The sequence below is a fragment of the Bhargavaea sp. CC-171006 genome (assembly GCF_009761675.1).
GTDB lineage: Bacteria > Bacillota > Bacilli > Bacillales_A > Planococcaceae > Bhargavaea > Bhargavaea changchunensis.
Map to the genome: position 1 here is coordinate 31,940 of NZ_QUZH01000007.1, position 16,207 is coordinate 48,146.

Annotated in this window: 16 protein-coding genes; 4 read left to right on the top strand and 12 right to left on the bottom strand. The window is 54.4% G+C overall.

Annotation, left to right across the window (positions count from 1 at the left end):
- Window positions 1-35: 35 nt before the first annotated feature.
- The 10 genes from DZC51_RS03555 to DZC51_RS03600 form a co-directional block, all read right to left on the bottom strand.
- On the bottom strand, window positions 36-1,232 hold the full coding sequence (locus tag DZC51_RS03555) for an aminotransferase class I/II-fold pyridoxal phosphate-dependent enzyme (RefSeq protein ID WP_157294003.1): 1,197 nt from the start codon (window positions 1,230-1,232) through the stop codon (window positions 36-38).
- Between the two features lie 136 nt (window positions 1,233-1,368).
- Complete coding sequence (locus DZC51_RS03560) at window positions 1,369-2,469, bottom strand: nuclease-related domain-containing protein (RefSeq protein WP_157294004.1); 1,101 nt, start codon at window positions 2,467-2,469, stop codon at window positions 1,369-1,371.
- Between the two features lie 207 nt (window positions 2,470-2,676).
- The gene (locus tag DZC51_RS03565) at window positions 2,677-3,591 is read right to left on the bottom strand and encodes a DMT family transporter (RefSeq protein WP_157294005.1); all 915 of its coding nucleotides are present in this window, start codon (window positions 3,589-3,591) and stop codon (window positions 2,677-2,679) included.
- A gap of 111 nt (window positions 3,592-3,702) precedes the next feature.
- Window positions 3,703-4,320, bottom strand: a complete 618-nt coding sequence (locus DZC51_RS03570; protein WP_157294006.1) for a 3'-5' exonuclease — start codon at window positions 4,318-4,320, stop codon at window positions 3,703-3,705.
- A 380-nt stretch (window positions 4,321-4,700) separates the two neighbouring features.
- Window positions 4,701-5,429, bottom strand: a complete 729-nt coding sequence (locus DZC51_RS03575; protein WP_157294007.1) for a YetF domain-containing protein — start codon at window positions 5,427-5,429, stop codon at window positions 4,701-4,703.
- Between the two features lie 120 nt (window positions 5,430-5,549).
- Entirely contained in the window at window positions 5,550-6,149 is a 600-nt protein-coding gene (locus DZC51_RS03580) for a general stress protein (RefSeq protein ID WP_157294008.1), read from the bottom strand.
- Between the two features lie 105 nt (window positions 6,150-6,254).
- The gene (locus DZC51_RS03585; RefSeq protein WP_157294009.1) at window positions 6,255-7,556 is read right to left on the bottom strand and encodes an efflux RND transporter periplasmic adaptor subunit; all 1,302 of its coding nucleotides are present in this window, start codon (window positions 7,554-7,556) and stop codon (window positions 6,255-6,257) included.
- Window positions 7,549-8,241, bottom strand: coding sequence for a hypothetical protein (locus tag DZC51_RS03590; protein ID WP_157294010.1), 693 nt, complete (start codon window positions 8,239-8,241; stop codon window positions 7,549-7,551). The genes DZC51_RS03585 and DZC51_RS03590 overlap by 8 nt, the downstream gene beginning before the upstream one ends.
- A gap of 224 nt (window positions 8,242-8,465) precedes the next feature.
- Window positions 8,466-8,918: an IDEAL domain-containing protein gene (locus DZC51_RS03595; RefSeq protein WP_157294011.1), complete on the bottom strand. Its 453-nt coding sequence runs from the start codon at window positions 8,916-8,918 to the stop codon at window positions 8,466-8,468.
- 98 nt (window positions 8,919-9,016) lie between these two features.
- Window positions 9,017-9,385 (bottom strand): hypothetical protein, encoded by a 369-nt coding sequence (locus DZC51_RS03600; protein WP_157294012.1) that lies wholly within the window; start codon window positions 9,383-9,385, stop codon window positions 9,017-9,019.
- Window positions 9,386-9,562: 177 nt separating this feature from the next.
- On the opposite strand from DZC51_RS03600, the gene DZC51_RS03605 reads away from it, so the two are divergent.
- From DZC51_RS03605 to DZC51_RS03615, 3 genes are all read left to right on the top strand, one after another.
- Window positions 9,563-10,000 (top strand): helix-turn-helix domain-containing protein, encoded by a 438-nt coding sequence (locus tag DZC51_RS03605; protein ID WP_157294013.1) that lies wholly within the window; start codon window positions 9,563-9,565, stop codon window positions 9,998-10,000.
- A gap of 149 nt (window positions 10,001-10,149) precedes the next feature.
- Entirely contained in the window at window positions 10,150-11,730 is a 1,581-nt protein-coding gene (locus DZC51_RS03610) for a hypothetical protein (RefSeq protein ID WP_157294014.1), read from the top strand.
- A complete protein-coding gene (locus DZC51_RS03615; protein ID WP_157294015.1) occupies window positions 11,727-14,456 on the top strand; it encodes a DEAD/DEAH box helicase in 2,730 nt (909 codons plus the stop codon). The genes DZC51_RS03610 and DZC51_RS03615 overlap by 4 nt, the downstream gene beginning before the upstream one ends.
- A gap of 161 nt (window positions 14,457-14,617) precedes the next feature.
- Here DZC51_RS03615 and DZC51_RS16190 read toward each other — a convergent pair whose 3' ends face one another.
- Together DZC51_RS16190 and DZC51_RS03620 are read right to left on the bottom strand one after the other, a co-directional pair.
- Complete coding sequence (locus DZC51_RS16190; protein WP_198304047.1) at window positions 14,618-14,779, bottom strand: hypothetical protein; 162 nt, start codon at window positions 14,777-14,779, stop codon at window positions 14,618-14,620.
- 118 nt (window positions 14,780-14,897) lie between these two features.
- Window positions 14,898-15,419: a single-stranded DNA-binding protein gene (locus DZC51_RS03620; protein WP_232524054.1), complete on the bottom strand. Its 522-nt coding sequence runs from the start codon at window positions 15,417-15,419 to the stop codon at window positions 14,898-14,900.
- A gap of 286 nt (window positions 15,420-15,705) precedes the next feature.
- On the opposite strand from DZC51_RS03620, the gene DZC51_RS03625 reads away from it, so the two are divergent.
- Entirely contained in the window at window positions 15,706-16,152 is a 447-nt protein-coding gene (locus tag DZC51_RS03625; protein WP_198304048.1) for a YwpF family protein, read from the top strand.
- Window positions 16,153-16,207 lie beyond the last annotated feature (55 nt).

Consider the following 16,207-nt stretch of genomic DNA (forward strand, 5'->3'; position numbering starts at 1 on the left):
CATGTTTTCAAGTTAATCATACCACTATCCGGTTTCTATTTAACAGGCGGATCCGGAACGCCGGTGCGCATGTCTCCCCGAACCTTCCGGACAAACGTGCCGAGCCGCTCCATTCCCTTCTCCAACTGGTCCATGCTGGCGGCATAGGAGATCCGGATGTGTCCCTCTCCGTACATGGTGAACGCACTGCCGTGGACGACCGCCACGCCCTCTTCCTCGAGTGCCCGGATGGCGAAGTCTTTTGAGGTGAGCGGAAATTCCTCAATTGAGGGAAATGCGTAGAAAGCACCGGTCGGGCGGACGAGAGGAAGATTCATGTCTTTCAGTGCTGCGGTGATGAATGCCCTTCTCTTGATATAGGTCCGGTTCATTTTACCGGGTGCATCAGTGTCTCCCGTATACGCCTCGATTGCCGCATACTGAGACGGGGTCGGTGCACAGATAGCATTGTACGCGTGGATCTTCACGATGTGCTGCATCACCTCTGCCGGCCCGAACAGCACCCCGATCCGCCACCCTGTCATCGAATGGGACTTTGAAAGGCCATGGATCAGGAACAGCCGGTCCCGGAGCGCCGGGTAGACTCCGAATGATTGATGTGGTGCGTCGAACGTATTCTCGGAGTAGATATCATCAGACAGGATAAAGACCTCATGCCTGCCGAGCACCTCGGCGAGCCGGTCCATCTGGTCTTTCGGGATCGCGACACCGGTCGGATTTGACGGGTTGTTGAAGATGACGACCTTCGTCCTCGGCGTGATCAATGTTTCAAGCGCTTCCGGGTCCGGGATAAACCCGGTCCGCCGGGTATCCAGATAAACCGGAGACGCACCGGCCAAACGGATCAGCGGTTCATAGCCTGCGTAAATCGGTACCGGGATAATCGCCTCATCGCCCGGTTCCAGAATCGACCGAAGCACTGCATCCATCGACCCGCTCCCGCCCGCTGTGATCACCGTCTCGGTTGACGGATCATAAAGGAACCCATACTTTTTGCCATAGTACTCGGCAGCCGCCCTCCTCAGCTCCGGCAGCCCAGCATTCATCGAATACCCCGTCCCCCGCTGTGCAATGGCCTGCCGCGCCGCCTCTTTCACCTCATCCGGAGGCGGAAAATCCGGCTGTCCCACCGTCAGATTCACCGCCCCCGGATGCTCCGCAAGCCGGTTCGACATCTGACGGATCCCCGAAAGCGGCGTCTGCTCCACCAGCGGATTGATCCTGAGTGCCATAGTGATCATCCTTTCCTTATCAGTCAGTTTATGATGGCCTCCGCGACGGATAGAAGAGTGGCGTTGCGTAATTAGGGTGAAACGTTGCGTTATTATATTGAGACGTTGACATATTTCATTGAGACATTGACATATTTCATTGAGACGTTGATATATTCTCACCAGGTACCTCAATCCCCTGTTCTTCCGCCCACATCAGCGGACCGTTGCCCAATTTAGCGTAACGGGTTGCAGGAGGCTCACCATATTTGATCAGAGTCAGGGACTTCAGGACTCTTGTCGCCTGGGAACTATGCCGGAGCCGGAGAAATTCTCTACATTGCTTGTTCGTGATTTCCGGCCCGATCAAGATCAGGCGGTCTTCAACCGCCTGGCGCACCGCTTCTCTTCCCGGCAGGTCGCAGGTTTTACAGTACCAGCTTCGCTTACGGACGTTGTGGATCAGCCGGTGACATTTGAGGCAGAGCACACCCGTTCGAAAAAGCTTCGGGTTTAGTTCCAGTTCTTGACGTAGAGGAAGTCTGGCGCTGTCGGGGACCTGAGATCCGATCAATTCGGCTAAACGGGCAAATATCTTCGTAGCAAGTGGCAGCCCATCTGCCACAAGTGACCGGAAATAACGCGCAAGCTGTTTCCGGTACAGGAGCGTGTACGTGGCCGGCCGCTTCTTCACGACTGTGTTCTGGTTCGCCAAGACGATGGCCCCATAGACTGGCAATGAAATCTGAAGGGTGGACAGAAACTGATTAAGGCCGTTAATCTGCCGATCCAGCTGATTTACATAGCAATCAAACTCATCGGTTTGACCATTCTCCCGGATGCGGACGGTCTTCCCTTCCCCTTCATTGAAAAAGAGAGTCCCGGCAATATTCTTCACTTCAAGGACCAGTACAAAGCTTGGCGTGAGAATCAGGACATCGATTTCAATCCGGTAGCCTTTCCTGATCAGTAGCGAGACGTTTCTAAATACATGTGTCCCTTCTGGAAAAATCACTTCCGAAAGTGTCTGCTCTACCGCCTCTTCCCCTGCCCTCCCTGCTCTTTTCCGATAAAGGATGGTTTCAATATCTTCCAACGCCTGCCTTCTCTCCCGTTCAAACTTCCCATCGTTTGAGGCGATGCCCAGCATCGCTTCAACTGTCGGCACGTCTGTCCGGCCCACCTCTTCCAATTCCTCAGGCTGAAGACGAACAACGGCGCGTTCCAGGCGATGAACCTCCCAGTCAGTCGTATCCACTTGAGTCTCCTCTCCGGCCGGAGGGGGATCGCAAAATAAAAAGCGTCCGGCTTCGTTTCCTTTACCATAGGGGAAGGAGAGCCGTGACGCAATAACTGAATTTTTAATTTTATGAATTCTGCATCAATGAAGTTAATCAACATTTCTTTAAACTTAGTCAACGTTTCAGCGAAGATAATCAACGTCTCACAACAGATGGTCAACGTCTCACCCCGACTCGTCAGCACTCCGCTGTTTCCGCTTCTTCCACAAATCCTCCGCCGCTCCGGATCCGAAGAGGACGCCGGTGACGATCAGGACGAGGCCGAGCAGGTGACGGTTGGTAAGGGGTTCGCCGAGGAAGACGGCGGAGCCGAGAAGTGCGATTAAGGTGTTCAGGTTCATGAAGATGGCGGCTTTGGTCGGACCGGCCTGGCCGACCGAGTAGTTGTAGAGCATATGGCTGATGGCGGTTCCGAACAGGGCACTGAGCCCGAAGATCAGCCAGAATGTCGGAGGGACCTGTCCAAACGCGGCAAGTTCGCCTGGTTCCGCGAACAGGCCGATCACAAACAGGGTGGAGCCGCCGATCAGAAGCATATAGGCTGTCAGCAGCCTCGGATCGAGTGTCGCCGCAGCTTTAGCAACTATCAGGAAACTGAGCACCTGTACGGCGATGGACAGGAAGATGAAAACGTCACCCTGTGAGATGTCCGACAGTCCGCCGCCTGCAAGGACAACCGAGCTGACACCAATCAGTCCGAGAAGGACACCGAGCCACTGCAACCTGGACGGGAACACCCGGATGAGCAGCGAAGAGAACACTGCGGTCAGGAACGGTCCTGTCCCCAGGATGAGTGCGGCATTGGTGCCGGAGGTCATGGTCAGTCCCGCATTCAGGAAGTAGTGATGTGCCACGACGTTCAGCAGCATTCCCGGGATGATATAAATCCATTCAGAACGGCGCGGAAGACGGATGATTTTCATGGCCGAGAGGATGATGAAGACGGCTACCCCAGCGGTGGAAATACGGAGGGACGTCATCGTGACGGGCCCTACAAACTCAAGCAAATACTTCAGCATCGGGAGGTTCAGTCCCCACATGAACATCACGAGCGTCAGCATCAAATAAATCTTCCACATGGGCCGGTCTTCCTTTCCTCAGCCTGCAAGGCATGTTCTTTCATAGCTGTAAGTATACCAGACCGGGAGGAAGTCGCCGCATATAAAAAAGCCTGCCAGGCGGCAGGCCGTTCAACCGATGACGCCAAGGCAGTGCTGATAAAGTTTGGCCGTGACCAGGCAGTCCCCGATGGCATTGTGCGCATCGTGCTCAAGCTTCAGGTAACGGCTCAGCGTGGTGAGTTTGTGATCAGGTGTTTCAGTGATGACTTTTCTGGACAGCTGTACCGTGTCAATCACCGTATACTCCGGGATCTGGATGCCGTACAGGTCTTCGATGGCATAGAGGAAGCCCATGTCAAATGATGCGTTATGCGCGACAATCGGGAGGTCGCCGATAAAGTCGATCAGTCCGCCGATGACCTCGTCGATCATGGGGGCGTTTTTCACGGCGTCGTTTGTGATGCCGGTCAGTTGGGTGATTCTAGGCGAGATATGCCGCTTCGGATTGATGAGCGTCTCGAACGTGCCGGTTTTCTCATGGTCCTTGTATTTGACTGCACCGATCTGTATGATCCGGTCCGCACCCGAGCGGAATCCGGTCGTTTCAAAATCCAGGACTACATAGCTTGCGGCTTTTCTCACAGAAGTCTTGTATCGTCTTGGCCGTCTCGGCGGCCGTGCCTGTTTGCGTTGCTGACGGATCTTCTCTTCCAGCAATATTTCCACTTCCCGCCTCGGGTTTACCATTGGTATCCACCGCCTTCTGTCTAGTACTCTTCTATTTCCGTTTTCCCAGTGATGTAATCATATTGTAATCTTTATTTCCGATAGCAAAAACCCGTTCCGGAAGATTTTCCGGAACGGAACTTGTAATGATCATCTCTTTGCCGTGAAGGTCCCCGGGCCGTCCGCCTTGAACGTGCTGGTGCTTTCTTTCGCTTTCAGTTTGTACGTGTTGCCGCTGTCACTGTCCGCAACCGTCAGCTTATTTGTCTTTTGAATGCTATCGAGATTTACCTGAATGGAATCATCTATCTTGGGCTACATATTTGGAGCAGACACCTTATCGTTTTCATGAGGTACAAAAAAAGACCTTGAGACCCGTTAAATCTAACAAGTCCCAAGGTTCATTTTTTTAATTTAGGCTGTTTCAGAGTGACATCGAGGGTGCCGTCTTCCAATAGTTGCGCAAAAAACACTTGATCTGAGCGGGACACCCCATGCTTTCTGATCTCCTCCAGCAGCCAATCCTCGCTCAGTCCGTATTGCTTCAGATTTTTCCGGTTGACCCTTCCGTCAGCGATGACTTCCGACGGCATGTACTGAGGAGGGCCCCCGCCTGCCTTGACGTCTTTTTTGGTTGCGGGAAGTTGGGGAACTTTCTGAAGGATGCTCAGCGCGCCGTTGGTTTCCAGGACGGCATACTGTACATCTTTAATCGTAAAGACTCCCCCTTCGCGAAGCATCATGTTCAGGTCATCCAAGTGCAGCTGAACTGATTTCATCGCCTGTTCGTCAAGTCGGCCATCCCTGATCACAATGGTCGGCTGGTTGTCGAGTATCATCCTGCTACCGCCCCATTTAAGGGTGATGAAGCTCAGAAGAACGACAAGCAGCACCCAGACGACCAGTGAAACAAGGCCGTTCCAGAATGGTGTCTCGCTTTCACCGGCGATATTCGCTGCGATTGAGCCGATCGTGATTCCGGTAATGTAATGAAAAAACGTCAGCTGGCTCATCTGCTTTTTGCCGAGAAGCCTTGTCAGAAGCAGGAGTGCCGCGAACGATACGGTTGTCCGGAAGACCATTTCCCAAAAGTGGACATCTCCCCACCCTTCTCCCCAGCCATCAAACATAAGGACGCATCCTTTCCTTCTTCATTCACTTCTTTCATCGTGCCACTCCCGCTGCGGCTTTATTCATAAAAAAAGACCGCTGCACTTAAGTGCAGCGGAGTGATGCGTCCGAAAATCGATTTATAGGGGATCGTTGAACCGGTCACGGTTTGCAGGATCCACCGTGTCATCAAGCATTGTACGATCAGTTGTGGCGGCCGATTCGTCAATCCGGTCGCGGCCGGTAGTGAATGTCGTTTCATCGGCAAGTGAGCTTCCCACCCCGAAGGATGTGTCTTCTACGCTGGCATTGCGGTCGACAAGGACAAGAATCTTGCCTTCGTTAAAGTACGTTTCGTAGCGCTCCGCCTCGTCTTCCGGCACACCCATGCCGATCAGTGCGCCGGCAAGTCCGCCAACGCCCGCACCTGCAGCCGCTCCGGTCAGTCCGGCAACGACCGGACCCGCGGCGACAATCGGCCCGATGCCCGGGATAGCCAATGCTCCGAGACCGGCAAGCACGCCGCCGAGGCCGCCCAGTACGCCGCCTGTCGCAGCACCGGTCGCCGCGCCTTCGGCAGCCTGTGTGCCTGTCTCATCCTCGATAGCTTCCACGTCTTCATTGTTCTTCGAGATGACGGAAATGTCATCCGATCCGTACCCCTGGCGTTTCAGATCCTCGATTGCATCGATTGCTTGCTGTTCGTTGTCATAATAACCTACTACTCTACGTTCAGTCATGTTTCCTAACGCCTCCTTTAGCAGTCTAGTTTGAGGTTACCCGCTGCACATAGGGATAAACACGAAAAGCCGCCCGCAATTCGGACGGCCTCGCTGCAGTTGAGCTTATCGGAATAACATGAAACGCATATAATCGCGCCAGTCATGGGCTTTCCATTCGTCTTTGGACGGCCATTCTAGCGGCATCGGAAGGATGATAGCCGGAGGCGAGATATTCCGGTCATAGATCGGACCCGTAATCACGAAGTCACCCGCATACAGGTTGTCCGTGATGACGCTCTGCCCTTTCCAGTCAAACGGCGTGATGACCGGCACGTCCACAGCATATCCATCACCGTTGATCACCGTGGCAATCGCTTCATCCCTGTATCTGCCGGAGAGGGCGCCGGACTTCACAGCGACCGCGTCGAACGCTTCTTCAGTGTAGATCACGGCGTTGACATTATTCGCGAACGGGAGCGTGACGACGTTCTCATTCGGCAGGATCCTCACCTCGTAATAGGCCAGCGGGTTGCTGACATCACGTTTGTCGAGGCTTTTGTAAGTGTCCAACCACTTCGATTCCGGTGCCTCGACCTCCGAAACAGAATACACACTGCCTTCGATGGCGGCATCAAGGCCGGGCGCCTGGATGAACACACGGTCTTCCTGCTGGATGTCCTGCCACTCTTCGCCGGCTGCAAATGTCAGGATCGTCCGCTCTGATGAATACAAATCCACGGCAAGCTGCTGCCCCTGCCTGTGGACCTTGGCGACCGTTCCTTCCACCGGGCTGACAAGTGAAGGTGAGTCCCCGCTTTGCTCCAGCTGGGCCTGGACGACCGTCAGCTGCCGCCTGATGTCCGCTATTTGGTTTTTCACCGCGGCAATGGCATGGGCATAGGCCCCTTCCTGAGGAACATCAACATTGACATCAACACTCAGGTCGACAATCGGATTGTCGTTCCCGGGACTGCTGTTTCCAAACCGTTCGTCAGCGTTGGTATTGGAGCCCGACCCGGATTCCGCAGATAGGCGTTCCTGTTCGAGCTGGCTCAGCGTGGACTCCAGTTCGCGCTCCTGGGCTTCAAGTGCACTCTGTTCGGCCTGCCAGACCGAACGCTGGCCTTCCATCCGGCCCGAATCCAACTTTGCGATCGGTTGTCCGGCGGTGACCGCTCCCCCTTCTTGGACAAGCCACTCCTCCACAGTCGCATCGTTGTCCACATACGCTGTGTAGACCGTATCGGGAATGACAAACGCTTCCTTGGCCATCTTTTTCGCATAGTCAGCAGCGACCATGCGCTCGGTTTCGGGCGCATAGACATCTTTCGGAATCAGGCTTTTCCCGCCGTACAGCAACATAAGATTTGTCGCGATAAAAGCGGTGACGGCAACCGAGACAGCGATATTCACAAACTTATTCAACCGACCCACCTCCTCCGAAAAGCTCCGTGAACAAGCTCTCGGCCGGTATCATCCCAAAAAGGGACACGGCAAGCGCCATCAGCACCTGGAGGCCGATGATGATCCAGAGAAGGCTCCGGCCGGCTTCCGGAAGGAGCTGGCGGATAAAACGAAATTGGTATGCAACAACAAGCGCAGTTCCAAGACTTAGCTGGTTCAGAAAGTAGATCAGGACCGGATGCGTCAGGAATGTCGAGGCAAGCGGGCCGAACGACAGCGGCGAGACCGGCGTGGCGGCTCCGCTGGCCAGGAAAATTGCAAAAACGACTGCTTTCTCCAAAAGCAGAATCGCTGCCACGAACAGCTGCAGGACAATGAGTTTCCGGTATCCGGCATTTGTGAGCTTATGTAGGATGAACGAAACGACATACACATGAAACGCTGTATAAATGACAGACCAGAGGACCGCGGCTGCGAGCGACAAAATCCGCCTGAGGGCGAACGTTTCCTCCGCGCCGCTGACGGCGATTGGCGTGAGGCCCCTCGACCCAAGTCCCCACATGTCCATCAGGGCATACAGGACGGCCGCGGAGATGAACAGTCCGGCTATCCGCCATCTGAAGCCCTTCATCACAAACACGTCCATCCGGTCCGTCAGTTTCCGCTGATTCAGCAGGAAACGCCAGAATTTGAATTCAATGAACATACATCCATACCCCTTCAAGCCCGATAGGTTAATAGCTTCTCTCCAACTTTACCAAATAAAAGCTGTTTTGTATTCATTCAAACGACACAGGTCCTGAGGATTATCCAAAAGGTGCGATTATTCGTACGCTGATGCTCGAAGTACTCCATCATCTGTGAAGTCTTATCCCAAACGCCAAGAACCCGCCGGAAACCATACGGCGGGTTCTTTAGATTTCATCTATTTTATAAAGTTCCATTCAACTGACCGGTCAGATGGTGGAAGAGGTCCCGGTCTCCTGTTTCGAGTGCGCGGTCAATCAGGTTCAACAGGTTCATCCGTTCAAGTTCTTCGATCAGATTTTCCGCTTCACCGGGTTCGAGCAGCAGCGGGTCATTTTCCATAATGTCCGCCCCCTGCAGGATTTCTTTGAGATGGGTGTGTATATCTGAAATGAGCAGCAACTGATAAAGCGGGAGGCGGATGAAGCGGCTGCCTTTCTGGAAAACGAAAATGTCACCGAGATTTTCGACTTGAAGGTTCTGGAGGTTGATGTGGATCTCTTTCCCCTCCGCCGGAATGAAATGAAAAAGCTCTTCACCTTTTTTGATCGTGAAATACTGATACTCAAAGACCAACTTCACCTTCGCCTGTTCCTGCGTAACGTAAAATGGCTTCATTCGTTGGATGTGCAGCATGGGGCTCCCTCCTTTTCTAAATATTCCGTTATCGACAGTTTACCATAATTATATGAAAGCGCATACAAAATAATCCGGGCTTGAAGCCCGGTATCTTTTTATTCCTTGTGGCCCGGACTTTTCCGGCTCTTTTTCCGGGGTCTGCTGCTGGCGTCCACGAAGAAACCAAAGCCGTCCTTCCCGAATTCCATGACATAGGATGACAGGAAGGCATGTCCGGTCTCACGGAAAAGCTGGCGGTCCTCGACCGGCTTATAGAAGACAATGGCCTGCTCAGTAAAATCCATGCTGACATTGCTGAGGCGGAATGGCCCATAATCCATTTCCGGAAGCCGGATATAATCTCCGTCTCCTTCCATGACCACCTTGTAGCCGGTCATCCCTCCTCCCTTTCTCTCGATGAGCCTCCACTTCCCCGGCCTGATTCCGTCCTTTTTTCCGATTACCCTTATTTCATACCGCGTCATCTCAACCGCTCCTTTCTCCCTGATCCATTGCTATCATCATATTTACAATATTCGTTAATTCAAAGACTTAAATCGACAAAATGACGATTTATCATCAACGTTTTGTTGATTAAGCACGATGGTTCCTTTCCAACCGTTAATTTGGGTCCATGACAGGCCCGAAGGGGGAATGGAATCGTGGCAATTCAAGATAAGTTCCGGGAATATCGGGAAGATGTGCTCGGCATCAAACAGAGAGAAATGGCTTACCGGCTTGGCGTGGAACCGGCCGTGCTCTCCAACTATGAGCTCGGGAAGCGGGACTTTCCGAATGATCTGCTGGTCAGGGCGAAAGAAGTGTTCGGAATGACAGATGAGCAATTCCTGGCCATGATGCTTGGCAGGCCATACGGTGGTGGTGGCCGGGACACGGCCAGGCTGCTCGAGGAGGCCCGGGAGGCACAAGCCCGATACTATGCCTCGTTCGCAGAATCGTACGGTGAAGTTATCGAACAGTCGGCAGAGTTGCGGGAGCTGATTTCATTTGTCTCCGGGCAGGATCCCAAGACACGGAAAGAGATGCTGTCAGTCACCAGGCGCATGCTGGATATTTTCAAAGACATGAGACTCGACTGACATCCTAAAGAGAATCGGCAGTCCCTCCGTTTACGATTGTTTCCAGTCATCGTATAATGGAGGGACAGCCTTTTTTAGTTTAAGGGCATTTCCGGGCGCCCGGCGTTCCTTCCTGCCAGGAAAACAGCCCAGAGAAAGCGGTGTGTTCATTGATCGATCAGCTTACAGAAGTTGCCGATATATATAGAACGGAAATAATTGATGCGATGGAGCAGCAGAAGCGGCTTCCTGTCACACTTGAAGTGAGGGAACGGCGGTTCCGCCAGGCGGCGATGATGGTCCGGAATGACTGGTTGCGGCTTCTTCAGTCCGATCAGACCGGGATTGTCCGGTTCGCCTTCCCCGGCTATCCCCAGCCGGAAGCGGAAATCCGCCTGTACAACCCGCGGGCATTATGCAGTGTCCATGGTGATAAGGGGTGCGAGCATACTACGGCCGCCTATTTCGCGCTATATCAGCGTTTCGCCTCCCTGTCGGACTGGCTTGCGGAGTGGCGCCACTCCGCAAGCCATACCGCTGCTCCATCCCGTACGGCGGAAAAAACACCGGAAGCATGGCGTGAGTTTTTCGGTCAGCTGACGGGAACTTTCCCTCCGATGGGGGACAATGTCCCCTTTCATATGATTTCGTCTGCAGTCACTCTTTACCGCCAGCAGGTGCGGGAAGCGGAGCCTCTCGAACAGGAGTGGAAGCCGCTTTTCCGGCTGTATGCCGGGCTGTTCGGCTTTCATGCAGTCACTGCCGGTGCGCCGGCGGGAGGCTTCTCAATCGGATATGATCGGTGGCAGTACGGGCGCCTGCTCGATTCACTCACAGACGGCATCAGAGACGAACTGAAGCTTCTATCCACCACCCGCCGCCTGTTTGCCGCCGACCCGTTTTATCGGGATCTGGAGGAGCTGATCCGGTCGCTGACCCTTTCCGCTGAAAATGCCCAGGGCAGGTGGCTGAGCATTTACCGTGAGATGTGGGAATCCCTTTTCAGCGGAAGCGATGCCGGAAAACGTGAGCTTGATAAGCTTCGCCAGATGAATGAGGAGGATGAAGAGCGGCCTGCCCTTCGGCTCATGACCGCTTATCTGGAAGTGCTTATCGGAGTTCCGGCCACGGGTCTGGATACACCGCTCGGCCAAAGCGACCTGCCGCTTTTCCCTTCCTATCTGGACATGGCATCGAGCCTTGCAGAAAATGGACAATCCGATGAGGCAAGGAACCTCCTTATGTCGCTTGTTCCGCAGATCGGAAACTACATGGAATCTGTATCATTTCTGGACCAGCGCACCGCAGCCGGGAGACTTGCCGACCTATGCCGTGAAACAGACGTACCAGATGAAACGGCGGCCGATATCCTGTTCCGATGCGGCAGCGCCGCAGAGGCTGAATATGCAGAATTTCTCCTCAGCAAGGGCCATTACAGGGAATGGGCGGCGTACCATCACCTGAACCGTTCCAGCCTCGAAAGGATTGAGCGGACCGGTCTGAAGACGATGATGGACGAAGCCCCTATGGAGGCTGTCTTCCTCATGAATATTCATGTGGAGGAACAGATCGCCCAGAAGAACAGGCAGAATTACCGGGAGGCTGTCCGCATCCTGAAAAAAATGAAGCGCGCTGCGAAAAAAGCCGGACGGTCAGAATGGTGGTCCGGCTACGTCGGAGCACTGCGTCGGCGCCACCAGCGGCTCCGCGCACTCATGGAGGAACTTGAGAAAGGAGGACTGCTGTCATGAAGCCGCTCACACTGAACCGCGACATCCGTCTGTCCGTCAGCGAATCACCCGACGGCAGGTTTCTGTTTGCCGGATTCGATTCGTCCGGCGATTTTATCGGAAGCCGGCCACTGAAGGAACTGCTCTTTTTCAGCCACACGCGCTCTTATATGGGACTCCTCATCGAAGACAGTGACGGTGCTGTCCGGGCAGGAAGCCGTGAAGTGGTCGAATCGTTCGGCGATTCCCACCCGTTTGTCCGCTATCTCGGAAAGTCGGATGAAGACGAGCGGTGGATCGGCATCTTCAAAGAAGCCGCGGCCATTTACCGGGAACCGGGCCTGCCCAGGATCATCGGGGCACCGGGCGGCTCGCTGCAGGTAGCGGAAAGCGTGTCAGCGGAAGCAGCCCGCCTCCTCGACAGGGTCTTTGCTGAAATCCTGGCTGAAGGGGGAATCGGGCAGGAACGTTTGGAAGACGTCATCCGCTTCCGCCGGTCGGAGGCCGCCAAAACAACGGACGCCCCCCTCCCCTTCCGAATGGCGCTCCGTCTGTCGGAGCCGGAAGATGAGGATGACGGGTGGATGCTGGAGAGCATCCTTGTGAACCCGAAAACCGGCACGCACTGGACACCGGCAGCAGGCAAGGTCTCAAAGCCCCCATCGGAGTCTCTGCCGAAAAAGTGGAAAACGCATGCCGGCCCCGTTTCCAGGATGCAGTCCAGCATCCGCACCGTCCTCTCCGTAGAACATGGCGTCGGGGACGGCTCATTTATCGCTCTTTCACTCGAGGACCATGAGGTTCGGAAATTCCTGAAAGACGATCTGCCGCTCCTGCAAGCGCTGGATATCGACGTCATCCTGCCGGGCTGGCTCCGGGAAGCCGCGGAGCGCCGTGTACGGGTGCGGGCATCCGCCTCCGCCGGCTCTTCAGGCAATGCCCGCCTTGAGGATGCACTCAACTTCAACTGGACGTTTTCTCTAGGCGGTTCCGACATTTCCGCCGAATATTTCAAGCGGCTCGTCGAGGAAAAGCGTGAGTTCATCCGTGCGGGCGATGAGTGGTTCCGGCTGGACGCCGCATGGCTCGCCCGCATCAGGGAGATGATGGAGACGGCGGAGAAAAGCGGCTGGACCGTCAAGGACCTCCTGTTCAGGGACCTTGAAGAGGAACTCGGTACGGGCCGGGAAGAAGCGGAGGACGAGGACGAAGATGATCCGTTGTTTGATTTCCTTCTCCAGCATTCGCTGAAAGACGCGGTGGAAAGGATCCGCAGCAAGGAAGGCATCCCGGAAACCCCTGTACCTTCCGGACTGCAGGCGGAACTCCGGCCCTACCAGCAGAAAGGGTTCGACTGGCTCGTATTCATGCGGAATCATGGATTCGGGGCGGTGCTTGCGGACGACATGGGGCTCGGCAAAACCGTTCAGCTTATCGCCTACCTGCTGCATGCCCGGGAATCCGGGAACGCGGAAGCCCCTTCCCTCATCATCTGCCCTACCTCAGTTATCGGAAACTGGCAAAAAGAACTACAGCGGTTTGCACCGGAACACCCGGTCCTTATCCACTACGGAATTTCCCGCCTGAAGGGCGGTGATCTGGAAGCCGCACTGGAATCACTCGGCAACGGCCTTGTCCTGACGACTTACGGCACGTTCATGCAGGATCATGAGGAACTGACTGCGATGGAGTGGGACGCCGTCTCGCTGGATGAAGCTCAAAACATCAAGAACATGCAGACCAAACAGTCCAGGGCGGTTAGGAAACTCAGGGGCAGGCACCACATCGCCCTGACAGGCACGCCTATCGAAAACCGGCTCGCAGAACTATGGGCGATCTTCGATTTTATCCACAGAGGTTACTTGGGCCGCTTCTCGGAGTTCCAGGAAGCATTTATCGGGCCGATCGAGCGGGACGGTTCGGAAAAACAGATGCAGCGTCTGCGAGCAAAAATTTCCCCATTCCTTCTGCGGCGGATCAAATCAGACCCGGCGCTAAAGCTCAACCTTCCCGACAAGCTCGAGGAAAACGAGTTCGTGCCGCTCACCGAAGAGCAGGCCGCACTTTATGAAGGTTATATCAGCGAAACAAAAGCGACTCTTATGGAAGCGGAAGGATTCCGCAGGCGCGGCATCATCCTTAAAATGCTTAGCCGGCTGAAGCAGCTCTGCAACCATCCTTCCCTTTTCCTGAAGGAGCCGTTCGCGGAGCCGGATGAGATGATTGCCCGGTCCAAGAAGCTCGAGCGGATCATGACGCTCACAGCGGATATTGTCGACCGCGGCGAGCAGGTGCTCATCTTCACCCAATACATCGGCATGGGGGAACTGATCCGTCACTGCCTGTCCAGCCTTTATGACATTGAAGCACCATTCCTGACCGGCAGCATGCCGAAGGGCCGCCGCGACAGTCTCGTCGAGGAATTTCAGGACGGCGGCTTCCCGGTGTTCATCCTGTCGCTGAAGGCCGGCGGTACCGGGCTGAATCTTACGGCAGCCAACCATGTGCTGCATGCTGACCGATGGTGGAACCCGGCTGTCGAAAACCAAGCGACCGACCGTGCCTATCGGATTGGCCAGGATCGCTTTGTGCATGTCCGCAAATTCGTGACCATCGGCACAATCGAAGAAAAGATTGACAAGATGATCTCCGAAAAAGCTGCTCTCTCCGCCGACCTCATCCAGTCCGGCGCCTGGATCACGGAACTCACTGACGAAGAACTGAACGACCTGTTCATGATCGGGTGAGCGGCGGAACGGTGATGATCTCTGGTGAGATGTTGATGATCTTTTGTGAAACGTTGACGATCCTTCCATTTCATATCAAGCTGTCCTATGTAGCAGACGGCCCGGCCACCCCCATGGCCGGGCCATCTTTTATCCTGTATTCTCCACCATTTTTCACTCATTCATCGCTTCATGACGAATTTCAGAACATCCGATTCTTGCCAATGACGATCACTCAGCTTTTTCTCCAGATAAATGACACGCTCGTTAAGATGGGCGACAATCCGGATCAGCTGCTCAATCTGCTGCTCGGTCCGGCCGAGCTGCTGCTTAATGTGCTCCATGCCATAAGTTCCTTTCTGAAGGGTGGCGTTTCCTGATCAAAGGGTGTGTGGGATGGCCCTAATGGGTCCGGTTAGCGATCCGGGCTTTCCGGCGTTGCGGTCCCGCCGGATTCCCGGGTCATGGCCGGATCGGTTCTTCTTGGTCTTCTTCTTTCCGGTTTTCGAATACCAGCTCGGGCGGAAGGGTCTGTCCCCTGACAGCCGGACTTCCGTGTCGGTCATGATGGTAGTCCTGCTTTACCCGTTCTTCCGGCCCTGTGTTCTGATATGGTCCGGCATTTGTCCCTGCTGCATTGCCCCCTTGCGGACTGTCGGCCACAACAGTCGTGCGGGCAGGCGGTTTTGTAGCAAGGAAGCGGACTTCCTCACTCACCACCTCCGTGACATAGACCCGGTTGCCGTCTTTTTCATAGGATCTTGCCTGCAGGCGGCCTCCGATGCTGACAAGCGATCCCTTGCCGCAGTACTTCACGGTGTTGATTGCCGCTTTTCCCCAGGCCGTGCACAAAACAAAATCCGCGTCATTGTCCCGGTCATTCCTGAACCTTCGGTTGACGGCCAGCACAAAACTGGTCTGGACCCGCCCTTCCGAAAGGTTCTTCAGTTCGGGATCCTTCGTAAGACGCCCGACCAATGCCACCTGATTCAATCGTTCACCTCCTTCACTGTAGTTGAGCCAAGCATACTTGAGCAGAGAGGCAGGAAGCAAAACGCTATTTTTGAAGATTGGACCCGTATTTTGCGGCAAAATTGATTTTTGCCCAAAATGAACTCCGGTTAAGCAAATAGCTGCATCCTTGTCATAACTGGGTTTTCTGTTTTTTTCGGTCACCTCTAAAATCGAATTTTGGCAGTTACGAAAGAATATTTCTGCAAGGTTCCGGTATGGTATACTGGGCGTACAAAATACCGGGGGGTGAAGCCCTGTGAAATCATTTAAACTGCTGTCTGTCCATTTTGAGAGGAATGACGGAGAATTCTTTTCCTGCCCACTTTTCGACGGAATCATCATCAATGAAGAAAACAGCCGCCGCTCCTGGATCCTGGAGATGTTCATCGATAAAGAGCACAAGCCGGTGTTTGATGAATGGCTTGAATCGGGTGAAGTTCTTAACGCAAAGGCTGTCATTTCCTACCCTGAAAACGAACCTGCCGGATTCAGGCTCGCCGTTTATGCGGTAAAAGAAATCGGCGACCATATCTCAATCCTTCTGAAAGGACCGCTAAAGCGGGTCCGTTCCCAGTACGCCGAACACCTCCTCGAGGAACTGATCGCCGAAGGGCTGCAGGGAGACGAAATGCTTGACCGTTTCAGGTCAGACATGAAAAACCGGCCGCAGCTTAAGCGCGACCGGGATAAACAAAATTCCTGAGCTTGCCGCCTCTGCAGGCGGTTCTTTACATGACAAAACCCGGCCGGGCGCCTGC